The 12,575-nt window shown below is 74.0% G+C and carries 12 protein-coding genes; 11 read left to right on the top strand and 1 reads right to left on the bottom strand.

Going from position 1 to position 12,575, the window contains the following annotated elements:
• Positions 1-100: 100 nt before the first annotated feature.
• Positions 101-613, bottom strand: coding sequence for a sigma-70 family RNA polymerase sigma factor (locus AB0F10_RS39810; RefSeq protein WP_360637915.1), 513 nt, complete (start codon positions 611-613; stop codon positions 101-103).
• Positions 614-735: 122 nt separating this feature from the next.
• Between AB0F10_RS39810 and AB0F10_RS39815 the strand changes: the two genes are divergently transcribed.
• From AB0F10_RS39815 to AB0F10_RS39865, 11 genes are all read left to right on the top strand, one after another.
• Positions 736-1,446: an NADH-quinone oxidoreductase subunit C gene (locus AB0F10_RS39815; protein WP_360637918.1), complete on the top strand. Its 711-nt coding sequence runs from the start codon at positions 736-738 to the stop codon at positions 1,444-1,446.
• On the top strand, positions 1,446-2,405 hold the full coding sequence (locus AB0F10_RS39820; RefSeq protein WP_360637921.1) for a complex I subunit 1 family protein: 960 nt from the start codon (positions 1,446-1,448) through the stop codon (positions 2,403-2,405). The genes AB0F10_RS39815 and AB0F10_RS39820 overlap by 1 nt, the downstream gene beginning before the upstream one ends.
• An 89-nt stretch (positions 2,406-2,494) precedes the next feature.
• Positions 2,495-3,079, top strand: a complete 585-nt coding sequence (locus tag AB0F10_RS39825; RefSeq protein ID WP_360637924.1) for an NADH-quinone oxidoreductase subunit I — start codon at positions 2,495-2,497, stop codon at positions 3,077-3,079.
• Positions 3,076-3,591, top strand: coding sequence for an NADH-quinone oxidoreductase subunit J (locus AB0F10_RS39830; protein WP_360637927.1), 516 nt, complete (start codon positions 3,076-3,078; stop codon positions 3,589-3,591). The genes AB0F10_RS39825 and AB0F10_RS39830 overlap by 4 nt, the downstream gene beginning before the upstream one ends.
• Positions 3,591-3,932 carry an NADH-quinone oxidoreductase subunit NuoK gene (nuoK, locus tag AB0F10_RS39835; protein WP_360637930.1) on the top strand — a complete coding sequence of 114 codons (342 nt, stop codon included), beginning with the start codon at positions 3,591-3,593 and terminating at the stop codon, positions 3,930-3,932. The genes AB0F10_RS39830 and nuoK overlap by 1 nt, the downstream gene beginning before the upstream one ends.
• The gene (locus AB0F10_RS39840; protein ID WP_360637933.1) at positions 3,929-5,827 is read left to right on the top strand and encodes an NADH-quinone oxidoreductase subunit L; all 1,899 of its coding nucleotides are present in this window, start codon (positions 3,929-3,931) and stop codon (positions 5,825-5,827) included. The genes nuoK and AB0F10_RS39840 overlap by 4 nt, the downstream gene beginning before the upstream one ends.
• Entirely contained in the window at positions 5,824-7,359 is a 1,536-nt protein-coding gene (locus AB0F10_RS39845) for an NADH-quinone oxidoreductase subunit M (protein WP_360637936.1), read from the top strand. Before AB0F10_RS39840 ends, AB0F10_RS39845 begins: the two co-directional genes overlap by 4 nt.
• Positions 7,356-8,894, top strand: coding sequence for a proton-conducting transporter membrane subunit (locus tag AB0F10_RS39850; protein ID WP_360637939.1), 1,539 nt, complete (start codon positions 7,356-7,358; stop codon positions 8,892-8,894). Before AB0F10_RS39845 ends, AB0F10_RS39850 begins: the two co-directional genes overlap by 4 nt.
• 122 nt (positions 8,895-9,016) lie before the next feature.
• Positions 9,017-9,904, top strand: coding sequence for a zinc metalloprotease HtpX (gene htpX, locus AB0F10_RS39855; protein WP_360637942.1), 888 nt, complete (start codon positions 9,017-9,019; stop codon positions 9,902-9,904).
• Positions 9,905-9,959: 55 nt separating this feature from the next.
• Positions 9,960-11,297: an MFS transporter gene (locus tag AB0F10_RS39860; protein WP_360637945.1), complete on the top strand. Its 1,338-nt coding sequence runs from the start codon at positions 9,960-9,962 to the stop codon at positions 11,295-11,297.
• An 81-nt stretch (positions 11,298-11,378) separates the two neighbouring features.
• The coding region (locus AB0F10_RS39865; protein ID WP_360637948.1) for an MFS transporter at positions 11,379-12,575 on the top strand (1,197 nt) is incomplete at its 3' end.

The following is a 12,575-nucleotide window of genomic DNA, read 5'->3' on the forward strand; positions in this document are numbered from 1 at the left end:
CCGGCGCCGGCGCACGGTGTGCCGGGCGGCCGCGGTGCCGGGCGGGCGCACCTGCGGCAGGGTCTCGGCGCGCAGGTCGGCGAAGAGCAGCTCCAGCTGGTCAGGCATGGCGGGCCTCCTGGGTCTCGGTCTCGGTCGGGTCCAGCCGGGCGGCGAGGGTGGTCCGGGCCCGGTGCAGCCAGGACTTCACGGTGCCCTCGGCGACCCCCTCGCGGTCGGCGATCTCGGCGATGGTCATGTCGGCGAGGTGGCGCAGCACCATGGCGCGGCGCTGGGCGGCCGGCAGCGTGCCGAGCGCGGCGACCAGCGCCACCCGCTCGGGGCCGGGGCCGGCGACCTGCGCCTCGGTGGCCCGCTGCTTGCGCAGGAAGCCCAGGGCCGTGCGGGTGCGGCGCCACCTGCTGACGGCGAGGTTCCACGCGACCCGGCGGATCCACGCGACCGGGTCGTCGTACCCGGAGACCGTTCGCCAGCGGGCCAGGGCGCGGCAGAACGCCTCCTGGGCGATGTCCTGGGCCTCCTGCCGGTCGCCGAAGTAGGCATACAACTGGACGGTCAGATCGCCGAAGTGCGCGGCGTACAGCTCGTCGAAGGACGCTGGGGTGTCTGGCACGGCGGTGAGCGTCTCCGGTCTGATTGCTGCGGCCTGGAATGTCACGGCGAATACACGCCGCGATCCATCGAAGGGTTGCAGTCGGCCGGGGCCGATCTCCGACGGACCATAGGATGTGCCCCATGACGCCCGAAGAGGTCGGCGAGCGGATGATCGCGCTGCTGACGGCCGCCGAGCCCGAGACCCCCGACGAGGGTGAGATCACCGCCGGAGTCTCCGGCGGCGGCCCGGGGCACGAACGGGCCGTCGTGGACGTTCCGGCCGCGCGCTGGTGGGTCGCGCTGGAGGCGGCCCGCGATCCGGGCGCGCTGGGCTGCGACTTCTTCGACTGGCTCTCGGCGGTCGACGAGCTGGACGAGGGATTCATGATCGTCGCACACCTGTGGTCCAGCCGCCGCCGGCACGGCGTGCTGCTGCGGGCCCGGCTGGACCGCGAGAACCCGGTGGTCGAGTCGGTGGTCGACCTGTTCCCGGGCGCGGCCTGGCACGAGCGCGAGACGCACGAGATGTTCGGCATCGGCTTCGCCCGCCACCCCGACCTGCGGCCGCTGCTGCTGCCGCCGGGCTTCGAGGGCAATCCGCTGCGCAAGGAGTTCGTCCTCGCGTCGCGGGTCGCCAAGGCGTGGCCGGGCGCGAAGGAGCCGGGCGAGTCCGAGGCGGGCACGGCCAAGCGGGCCCCGATGCGGCCGCCGGGCGTGCCGGACCCGAACGAGTGGGGACCGATGAAGGGCAAGGTCCCGCCGCCCGCGACCCCGGCCCGCCCCGCCCGCGCGCCGCGGGAACGACCGGCGCCGCCGGCCGCCGCGCCCGGCACCGACGGAGAGGGCGCCTGATGCCGCTCTGGCTCGATCTGCTCGTGCGGGTGGTCGCTGTCGTCGCCGCGTTCCTGACGCTGCCGCTGGTCGTCGGCCAGGTGGAGCACAAGGTGATGGCACACATGCAGGGCCGGCTCGGCCCGATGTACGCCGGCGCCTTCCACGGCTGGGCGCAGCTGGTCGCCGACGGCGTCAAGTTCGTGCAGAAGGAGGACATCACCCCGCGCGACGCCGATCGCCGGGTGTTCCAGCTGGCGCCGATCGTCGCGCTGTTCCCGTACCTGATCGTGCTGCTGGCCATCCCGCTCGGGCCCGCCGGCCTCGTCGCGCAGCACATGGACATCGGCCTGTTCTTCGTCCTGGCCGTGCTGGGCGTCGGCGTGGTCGCGGTGCTGATGTCCGCGTGGGCCTCGGCCAACAAATACAGCCTGCTCGGCGGCCTGCGCGGGGCGGCCCAGCTGCTCGGGTACGAGCTGCCCCTGGTGCTCTCGGCGGCCAGCGTCGCGATGGCGGCGGGCACGCTGAGCCTGTCCGGCATCGTCGAGGCCTGGTCGCCGTGGTGGCTGCTCTGGCAGCTGCCGGCCGCCCTTGTCTTCTTCGTGTCCGGCCTGGCGGAGATCCGGCGGCCGCCGTTCGACATGCCGATCGCCGACTCCGAGCTGGTCTTCGGCTACCTGACCGAGTACACGGGCCTGCGCTTCGCGTTCTTCCTGCTCGCCGAGTACGTGGGCATCGTGGTGATCGCCGCGCTGACCACCGTGCTGTTCCTGGGCGGCTGGCACGGCCCGGACGCGGCGCACCTCGGCTGGCTCTGGACGCTGGCGAAGGTCTTCGCGGTGTCCTTTGTGATCATCTGGTTCCGGGTCACTTTTCCGCGGCTGCGCGAGGACCAGTTGCAGCGGCTGTGCTGGCTGATCCTGGTGCCGGTGGCGCTGGCCCAGCTGGTGCTGACCGCCGCGGTGAAGGTCGCGATGTAACGATCCGGACGTCTCTACTGGGACACGATGAGAGGCAAGAACGGGGGTGTGCTCGCCACCGCTTCCGGGACCGGGCAGGATAGGCCCTTATGAGCGAGAGCGGGGAGCGGCACACGCCGGGCAAGGGCCTGATCAAAGGCCTCGCCGTCACGCTCAAGACGCTGGTCAAGCCGACCATCACCCAGCAGTATCCCGACGTCGAGCCGGACCTTCCGCCGCGCTCGCGGGGCGTCATCGCCCTGCTCGAGGAGAACTGCACGGTCTGCATGCTCTGCGCCCGCGAGTGCCCCGACTGGTGCATTTACATCGATTCGCACAAGGAAGAGGTCGTCGTCCCCGGCGCGGCCCGGCCCCGCCAGCGCAACGTGCTCGACAAGTTCGACATCGACTTCTCACTTTGTATGTATTGCGGCATCTGCATCGAGGTCTGCCCGTTCGACGCCCTGCACTGGACGCCCGAGTTCGAGTACGCGGAGACCGACGTCCTCGACCTGCTGCACGACAAGAACCGGCTCGGCGACTGGATGCAGACCGTCCCGCCGCCGCCGGCGCACGACGTGCTCGGCGAGCCCTCGAAGGAGGAGTCCGCCGCCGCGCGCAAGGTCGCCGGCCCGGGCACGGCGACTCCCGCGCAGACCGCCCGGCCCCCGGTCCGCCGGGAGCAGGCCCCGTGACCGTCGCCGACGTGCTGCTGCTGGCGCTCGGAGCCGTCGCGGTCGGCTCCGGCGCGGCCGTGGTCACCACCAGCCACCTGGTCCGGGCCGGCCTCTACCTGGTCATCAGCCTGGGCGCGATGGCCGGCGCCTACCTGGTGCTCGGCGCCGAGCTGGTGGCCTGGGTGCAGGTGCTCGTCTACGTCGGCGCGGTCGTGGTGCTGCTGCTCTTCGCCGTCATGCTGACCCGCGCGCCGATCGGCGCGTCGAAGGACCTGGACCGGCCGGCCTGGCCGGCCCGGATCGTCGGCGGCGGCGTCGGGCTCGGCCTGGCGGTGCTGCTGGCCGACGCGTTCCGCTGGACGCGCCATGACCTGCCCGCGCCGGGCACCGCCGAGCGGATGGGCGCCGAGATCTTCGGGCAGTGGGTGCTGCCGTTCGAGGTGCTCTCGATCCTGCTGCTGGCCGCCCTGGTCGGCGCGATCGTGCTGTCGCGCCCCGACATCGGCGCGCGAAACGGAGACGAGCACTGATGCACGCGGTCATCCCGTACGTGACGGCCGCCCTGCTCTTCGGGCTCGGCGTCTACGGCGTGCTGCGCCGGCGCAACGCGATCCTGGTGCTGATGGCGGTCGAGTTGATGCTCAACGCGGTCAGCCTGATCTTCATCACCGCCGACGCCACGGTCCGGTCCCTGCCCAACGCCGTGCCGGGCTACTCCGGCGCCGTGTTCGCCCTCTTCGTGATCGTGCTGGCCGCCGCCGAGGTGGGCGTCGGGCTGGCCATCGTCCTGCAGTACTTCCGGATGCGGCGCGCCGTGCACATCGACGAGGTCGAGCTTTACCACGAGGCCGAACGGCAGGTCGCCCGGTGATCGCAGAGGTCCTCGGGACGGCGCTGTTCGGCGTGCCGGTGCTGTTCGGCCTGGCCGGGCTGCTGCTGAGCCCCGGCGACGGCGGGCGGGCGCCGCGGCGCCGGGCCGCGACGCTCGGCATCGCCGGCGCCGCCCTCGCCCTCGTCGACACGGTCGTTCTGCTGTTCGCCGGCGACACCGTCGACTTCGGCGCGGAAGTGGTCCGCTTCGGTGACCTGCCGATCACCTTCGGCGTCTCGCTCGGCCCGTCGGCGCTCTACGTCGCGCTCGCGGTCACGGTCGTCGCGCTGCTCGTGCAGATCTACTCGGTCGGCTACCTGCACGACGACCCGCGCTACGCGCCCTACGCGGCACAGGTCAGCCTGTTCACCGGCGCGATGCTGACGGTCGTCGCCGCCAACGACCTGATCATGCTGCTGGTCGGCTGGGAGGTGATGGGCGTCTGCTCCTACCTGCTCATCGGCCACGACCGGCGACTGCCCGAGGCGCCCCGCGCGGCCGTGAAGGCGTTCCTGGTGACCCGCGTCGGCGACGTCGGCTTCCTGCTGGGCATCGCCCTGCTCGGCGTCTCGGCCGGCAGCTTCCGGCTCTCCGACGTGCTGGCGGCCGAGCCGGCGCACCTGACCGTCGCGCTGCTGCTCATCCTGGCCGGGGTGGCCGGCAAGAGCGCCCAGTTCCCGCTGCACACCTGGCTGCCCGACGCGATGGCCGGCCCGACGCCGATCTCCGCGCTGATCCACGCCGCGACGATGGTCGCCGCCGGCGTCTACGTCGTCTTCCGGATGTACCCGCTCTTCGAGCGCTCGCCCGGCGCGCTCGCCGTGCTCGGCGTCATGGCGGCGATCACCCTGCTGCTCGGGGCGTTCTCGGCCACCGCGCAGGACGACCTCAAGCGGGTCCTGGCCTGGTCGACCGTCTCCCAGATCGGCTACATGACCGGCGCCCTCGCGATCGGCGCGCCCGGCGCGGCCCTGTTCCACCTGCTGACCCACGCCGCCTTCAAGGCGCTGTTGTTCCTCGCGGCCGGCGGCGTCATCCACGCGGTCGGCACCAACCTCATGTCGCGGATGGGCGGCCTGCGCGAGCACCTGCCGGCGACCTTCTGGTCCTTCGTGATCGGGCTCGGCGCGCTGGCCGGGCTGCCGCCGCTGGCCGGCTTCTGGTCCAAGGAGAGCGTGCTGGTCGCGGCCGAGCACGCCACCGAGGGCCACGGCCCGGCGCCGGCCTGGCTGGGCTGGGTGGTCTGGCTCGCCGCGCTGCTCGGCGTCGCGATCACCGCCTGGTATTCGACCCGGCTGCTGCTGCGCACGTTCTTCGGCCACCCGCGCTCGCGCACCGAGCAGTGGCACGTCGGCTTCGACGACGCCCGCTACGAGCGCGGTCCGGGCGCGCCGCACGACCCGCCGCGGGTGATGCTCCGGCCGATCCTGCTGCTCACCATCCCGTCCGCGCTGCTCGGCCTGGCCGTCTTCCTGCCCGGCTTCCGGTCCGCCATCGGGCTGCCGGCGCCGCACCTGGAGGCCGGCATCGCGTTCCCGCTGCTGCTGCTCGCGCTCGGCGCGGGCGGCGCCTGGTGGCTCTGGCACGCCGCGCCCGGCGAGGACCCGGCCCGGGCCCTGGGCCGGTTGCGGCCGCTGTTCGCCGCCGGCTTCCGGATCGACGACCTGCAGGACCGCTTCCTGGTACGCCCGGTGCGCGCGTTCGCCACCACCCTGCGCACGCTCGACGAGCGCGTGGTCGACGCCGCCGTCGAGGGCACCGGCACGTCGGCCACCCGCCTCGGCACCCTGCTCTCGAACGCCCACCGCGCGGCCCTGCCCCGGGCCGCGGTCGCGGTCCTCGCCGGCGCCCTGGTGCTCGGCGCCGTCGCGGCGATCTTCGGAGCCGCCTCGTGAACTACTCGACCACCGACAACGCGCTCGGGCAGGCGCTGCTCATCGCGGTGCTGGTGGTGCCCGCGCTCGGTGCGCTGATCGTCGCGCTGCTGCCGGCCGGGACGGACCGCGGCGCCCGGCTCGTCGCGACGGGCTTCGCGGCCGTCACCCTCGTGCTGACCGCGCTGCTCGCGCTGCCGTTCCGGCAGGACTTCGGCTGGGTCACGTACGGACCCGGGCCGCCGATGATCCCGTGGATCGACGTCGACGTGCCCTGGGTGCCCGCGCTGGGCATCGACTTCCACCTCGGCGTCGATGCGATCTCGTACCCGCTTGTCGTGCTCACCGGGCTGCTGACGGCGCTGTGCTGCGCGTACACGGTGTGGAAGGTGCCCGGCGGCGGCCGGGGCCGGACGCTCGCCGCGCTGCTGCTGGTGCTCGAGGTCGGCATCCTCGGCACCTTCCTCGCCTTCGACCTGGTGCTGTTCTTCGTCTTCTTCGAGGTCGTCCTGCTGCCGATGTACGCGGTCATCGCGGGCTGGGGCGGCCCGGACCGGCGCCGGGCGGCCCGCAAGTTCGTGCTCTACACGCTGTTCGGCTCGGTGCTGCTCCTGCTGGGCGTCTTCACCGTGGTGATCGCGGCGGGCACCGGCGACCTGACGGCCCTGGCCGGCGGCGCCGGGATGTCGCGCACGGTCCAGTACACGGCGTTCGCCCTGTTCGCCGTCGCGTTCGCGGTGAAGGCGCCGCTCTGGCCGCTGCACACCTGGCTGCCGGACGCGCACACCGAGGCGCCGACCGTCGGCAGCGTGATCCTGGCCGGCGTGCTGCTGAAGATGGGCACCTACGGGCTGATCCGGGTCGGCGTCGGAGTGGCGCCGCTCGGCGCGTCCTGGGCCGCGCCGGTGCTCGGCACCCTCGCGGTGATCGCGATCATCGTCGGTTCGCTGGTGTGCCTGCGCCAGACCGAGTTGAAGCGGCTGATCGCGTACTCCAGCGTCGGGCACATGGGCTTCGTGCTGCTGGGCATCGCGACGCTGACGGTGACCGGCCTGCAGGCGGCGCTGATCGGCAACGTTGCGCACGGCATCATCACCGGCCTGCTGTTCTTCCTGGCCGGCGCGATCAAGGACCGGGCGCACAGCGGCGACCTGGCCGAGCTCGGCGGGTTGCGCGAGACCGCGCCCCGGCTGGCGGGCCTGCTGGGCTTCGCCGCGATTGCCTCGCTCGGCCTGCCCGGGCTGGCCGGCTTCTGGGGTGAGGCGTTCGCGGTGGTGGCGTCGGTGCAGCGCGGCGGTCCGCTGTGGACCACGCTGGCGGTGCTGGCGGCGGTGGGCGGCGCGCTGACCGCCGCGTACTTCCTGCGCCTGCTGCGCCGGGTGACCCACGGGCCGGCGACCTCCGCGGTGACCGGCTTCGCGGCGATCTCCCGGCCGGAGTGGCTGGCCTGGTCCCCGCTGATCCTGCTGGCATTGGCGGTCGGCCTGGTGCCGGCCCTGGTGCTCGCCGCCACCTCCGTCCCGGTGTCCGCGCTGACCGGAGCCCTGCCATGATCCAGTCGGTGAACCACTTCGCGCTGCTGCCGCTGTACGCGGCGGGCGGCACGGCGCTGCTCGTGCTGGTGCTCGAGCTGGCCTTCGGCCGGTGGGCGGTTCCGGCGGGCATCGCCGGCGGCCTCGCCACGATCGGCGCGGCGGTGGCGCTGGCGCTGGACCCGGCCTCGACGTTCTGCGGCCCGGCGCAGTGCTCCTGGGTGGCCACCGGTCAGGCGGCGGTGGTGGCGGTGCTCTTCGCGGCGCTGACGATCGGCGTGCTGGCGCTCTCGGTGCCGGCGCTGCGTCTCGGCGTCGCCCCACCCGGCGAGTTCTGCTTCCTGCTGACGTCCTCGATGGCCGGGGGAATGGTGGTCGCGTACGCGGGCGACCTGATCACCCTGATCGTCGGCCTGGAGACCCTGACCCTGCCCCTGTACGTGCTCGTCGGGCTGCGCCGCTTCGCGCCGCGCGAGCGGGTGACCACGACTGGCGCCTCGGCGGCGGTGACGTTCTTCCTGGTCAGCGTCGTCTCCACGGCCCTGGCCCTGCTCGGCGCCGCCCTGCTTTACGCCTCGACCGGCGCGCTGCACCTGGCCGCGCTGACCGGCGGCGCCGGCCCGTTCGCGCCCCTCGGAGCGGTCGGCGGCGCGCTGCTGGTGATCGGCTTCGCCTTCAAGGTGGCGGCGGTTCCCCTGCACGCGTGGGCGCCGGCCACCTATGACGGCGCGCCGATCCCGGTGGCGGCGTACCTGTCGACGGCCTCGAAGCTGGGCGGCGTGGTCGCGCTCGCGGCGGTGGTGCAGCGGCTGGACACCGGCCCGCTGGTGGCGGTGCTGGCGGTGCTGACCATGACGGTCGGCAACCTGGTGGCGCTGCGGCAGACCCGGATGATCCGCCTGCTGGCCTGGTCGTCGGTGGCGCAGGCGGGCTACATCCTGGCGCCGCTGGCGATGGGCGCGGCGGGGGTGCTGCCGGCGCTGGCGTACGCGGTGTTCTTCGTCCTGCTGGAGTTCGTGGCGTTCGGCGTGGTGGTGGCGCTGCGCGGGCCCGGCGGCGACGGCGGCGATCTCGCCGAGTACCGCTCCGCGGGCCGCCGCCATCCGTGGCTGGGCGCGGCGCTGGTGCTGGCCTTCTCGGGCCTGGCGGGCCTGCCCCCGGGCCTGGCGGGGCTGTTCGCGAAGGTGACGGTCGTGGCTTCGCTGATCGCCGGCGGCTGGGGCTGGCTGGCGGGCGTGGTGGCCCTCAACGCGGTGATCGCCCTGGCCTACTACGTGCGCGTCGCCGCGAGCCTCTACCTCCCGGCGCAGCCGGCCGAGGCCCCGCCGCCGGTGGTGGCGGTGCCCGCCGAGGCGGCGCCGGAGACCGTGCCCGCCGAGGCGGCGGCGGAGGCCGCGGTCGCGGTCGCCGTGGCGACCATCACGGAGCCGGAACCGGGCCCGGCGGCGACGCCGTCCCGGGTCCCCGGCCCGGTGGGCGTGGCCATCGCGGTGGCGGCGCTGCTGACGGTGCTCCTGGGCTTCGCCCCACAATGGATCTTCGACGCCCTGGGATAGCGGGCCGACAGGATGGCCAAGATCACATACAGTGAACTCACAGCTACTACCGGATGAATTCTCAACATCGCGATGTTCCATTTGACGTGGGCCTACCGGCCCGCTGTCTGAAGGAGTTCATCGTGCACAGCCACCACAACGGCCTCAAAACGGCCGCTCTGCTGGGTCTGCTCTCCGCCATGATCCTTGCCGTCGGGTACTGGCTGGGCGGCGGCGCCGGCCTGGTCTTCGCCGTCGTCCTCTCGCTGGCGATGAACGCCGGCACCTACTTCTTCTCCGACTCGATCGCCCTGCGCTCGATGCGGGCGCAGCCCGTCAGCGAGGCCGAGTTCCCGGCCCTCTACCGGATCGTGCGCGAACTCGCCACGGAGGCCGGGCAGCCGATGCCGCGGCTGTACGTCAGCCCGGCGCTGCAGCCCAACGCGTTCGCGACCGGGCGTGACCCGCAGCACGCGGCCGTCGCCGTCACCGTCGGTATCACCCAGCTGCTGGACGAGCGTGAGCTTCGCGGCGTCATCGGCCACGAGCTCTCCCACGTCTACAACCGGGACATCCTGATCTCCAGCGTCGCCGGCGCGCTCGCCGGGATCATCACCATGGCCGCCCAGCTGGCGATCTTCCTGCCGCTCGGCGGCTCGGACGACGACGACGGCCCGAACCCCGCGTCGCTGCTGCTGATGCTGATCCTCGCCCCGATCGCCGCGTCGGTGATCAGGCTCTCGATCAGCCGCAACCGCGAATTCCAGGCCGACGCGTCCGGCGCGACCCTGACCCGCGACCCGCTCGCGCTGGCCAGCGCGCTGCAGAAGATCCACTACGGCGCTCAGCGGATGCCGCTGCCGGCCGACGGCCAGCTCACCGGCGCGGCGCATCTGATGATCGCCAACCCGCTGCGGGCCGGCGGCATCGCGTCCCTCTTCTCGACGCACCCGCCGATGGAGGAGCGGATCAAGCGGCTGCACCAGCTCGCCGCGATCACCGGCACCGGGCCGGCGCGGTTCTCGCGCTGACCGGCGCGGCCCGCGCGCGGGGTGACCTCCGTGACAGGGCCCCTGTTTCAGATGTGTGGAGCGCTCACCGAACGTTAGGTTCGATGGGCGCTTCGCTCGTTACCCCCAACCCTGGAGGCGGGACCCGATGGCCGCTTTGCGTCAGTACCTTGGCGTGTGGCAGATGCCGGGCGGCCGGGTCCTGCTGATAGTCGGCATCCTCGCCCGCCTCGGCATCGGCATGACCCCGCTCGCCCTGCTGCTGCTTGTGCAGCGGGCCACCGGAAGCTATGCCTTCGCCGGCCTGGCCGGCGGCATCTACGCCCTGTCCGGCGCCGCGATCAGCCCGATCGCCGGTCGCATCGCCGACCGGATCGGCCCGTCGCCCGTGCTGCTGGCGGCCGCGGTGCTGCACCCGCTCGCGCTGATCGGGCTGCTGCTGGCCAGCCGGGGTGACGACGCCGCCCTTCCCGGGATCTTCGTGGCCTCGGCGCTGGCCGGTGCGACCTACCCGCCGCTGACCGCCGCGATCCGCCGGGCCTGGACCGACGCGACCGAGGTCGGCACCGGCCGGCACGGGTTGCGCTCGGCCGCGATGGCAGCCGAGACCTCGCTGTTCGAGCTGGTCTTCGTGCTCGGCCCGATGCTCGTCGCGGCCCTCGTCGTGATCACCCACGACCCGGCGTCCGCGCTGATCTTCGCGGCCGTCGCCACCTTCGGCGGCACGCTCACGATCGCCTGGCTGCCGATCATGCGGCACTGGGTGCGGCACGAGGACGCCGTCGCCACCCGTGGTCTCGGCCCGCTGCGGGTCGGCGGCTTCCCCGCCCTGCTGGCCTGCGTCGGCGCCCTCGGCATGGCGTTCGGCGCGGCCGGCGTGATCGTCCCCGCGTACGCCGCGCAGCACGGCGGCGGCGACGGGCTCGGCGGCGTCCTGCTCGGCGTCTGGGGCGTCGGCAGCGCGATCGGCGGCATCTGGTTCGGCACCCGGCGGCCCGCGATGGCGCTGCCCCGGCAGTTCGCCTGGCTGCTCGGCGCGGTCGCCCTCAGCTTCCTCGTGCTCGCGGTCATGCCCGGCCCGCTGTCGCTCGGGGTGGCCCTGGTCGTCGGCGGCGCCACGATCGCCCCGGCGCTGACCGTGGAGAACAGCCTGGTCGGCCGGATCGCGCCCGCGGGGATGCTGAACGAGGCCTACACCTGGGTCATCACCGTGACGGTCGCGGGCAGCGCGGCCGGCGGCGCGGTGGCCGGCGCGATGGTCGACCGTCCCGGCGGCCTGCCGTGGGCGTTCGTCTTCGCGGCCGTGGTGCTCGGGCTGGCCGCCCTGGTCGCCGCGGTTCCGGCGGGTCCGATGGCCCGGGCCGACGAGTTGGCCGCCGACCGCCTGCGCGCGGCGCTGGCGGCGTCGCTCTGACGGGGCATGTCGGATTGCCGTCCCGACCTCTTTAGCCTGATCCGGGGACTACTCGGCACTTAAGTCCGTTACGTTCCATCCGTGTCGGCGGCGGGGCTTTACCTTGCGGTGTGGCGGATCCCGAACGCCCCCACGCTGCTGCTGGGCGGGGTCGTCGCCCGGCTCGGCATCGGGATGACGCCGCTCGCATTGCTGCTGCTCGTCGAGCACGCCACCGGCCGGTACGCCGCCGGCGGCCTCGCCGTCGGCTGTTACGCCGCCGCCGGGGCGATCGCGAACCCGCTCGCCGGGCGGCTGGCCGACCGGATCGGCCCGGCGCCGGTGCTCCGCGCGACCGCGGTGGCCCACTGCGCCGCCCTGGCGCTGCTGGCACTTGTCGCCGGGGACCGGCTGCCGGCGACGCTCGTCGTCTCGGCGCTGGCGGGCGCCACCTATCCGCCGCTGACGGGCGCGATCCGCGGCGCCTGGGTCGGCCTGTTCGACGCACCCGGCGCCCGGGCCGGACCGCGGGTGCGGCAGGCGGCCCTCGCCGCGGAGACCTCGCTGTTCGAACTCGTCTACGTGATCGGCCCGCTGCTGGTCGCCGGCCTGGCCGTGAGCGCCGGCGGATACGACCCGGCGCTGTACGTCGCCGCGGCCGTCACCCTGGCCGGCGGCCTCGCCGTCGCCCGGGTGCCCGCCCTGCGGTCGCGACGCCGGGTGGCCCGCCGCGCCGGGCGCCAGGCGCCGGGCCTCGGCACCCTGACCGCCTGCGTGGCCCTGCTCGGCGGCGCGTTCGGGGCGGTGACCGTCGCGGTCCCCGCCTTCGCCACCGGCCACGGCGGCGGCGCGGGCCTGGGCGGACTGCTGCTGGGCGGCTGGGGCGCGGGCAGCGCGCTCGGCGGCGCGTGGTTCGGCACCCGCCGCCCGCGCGGCGATCCGACCCGCCGGTACGCGGTCCTGCTGGCCGTGCTCGGCCTCGCCTTCCTCGCCCTGGTGGTGGCGCCCGGCCCGTGGTCGCTGGGCGCCATCCTGATCGCCGGCGGGTCCGCCCTGGCGCCCGCGCTCATCGTGGAGAACAACCTGGTCGCCCGGATCGTCCCGGCCGCGGCGCTGACCGAGGCGTACACCCGGGTGCTGACCGCGGCGATCGTCAGCAGCGCCGCCGGCAGCGCGCTGGCCGGCCTCATCGTGGACGGGGCGGGCGGGGCGCGCTGGGCGTTCGTGCTGGCCGCCGCGTTCGCCGCCGCCGCAGCGCTGATCGTGGCCCGGCCCGGCAACGCGCTCACCCGCGCCGAC

Source organism: Actinoplanes sp. NPDC026623 (assembly GCF_040638275.1).
GTDB lineage: Bacteria > Actinomycetota > Actinomycetes > Mycobacteriales > Micromonosporaceae > Actinoplanes.

Bases quoted from the DNA above. Each gene is read 5' to 3' on its own strand.
- AB0F10_RS39850 (WP_360637939.1), top strand. From the start codon at position 7,356: ATGATCCAGTCGGTGAACCACTTCGCGCTGCTGCCGCTGTACGCGGCG.
- AB0F10_RS39825 (WP_360637924.1), top strand. From the start codon at position 2,495: ATGAGCGAGAGCGGGGAGCGGCACACGCCGGGCAAGGGCCTGATCAAA.
- AB0F10_RS39815 (WP_360637918.1), top strand. From the start codon at position 736: ATGACGCCCGAAGAGGTCGGCGAGCGGATGATCGCGCTGCTGACGGCC.
- nuoK (WP_360637930.1), top strand. From the start codon at position 3,591: ATGCACGCGGTCATCCCGTACGTGACGGCCGCCCTGCTCTTCGGGCTC.
- AB0F10_RS39820 (WP_360637921.1), top strand. From the start codon at position 1,446: ATGCCGCTCTGGCTCGATCTGCTCGTGCGGGTGGTCGCTGTCGTCGCC.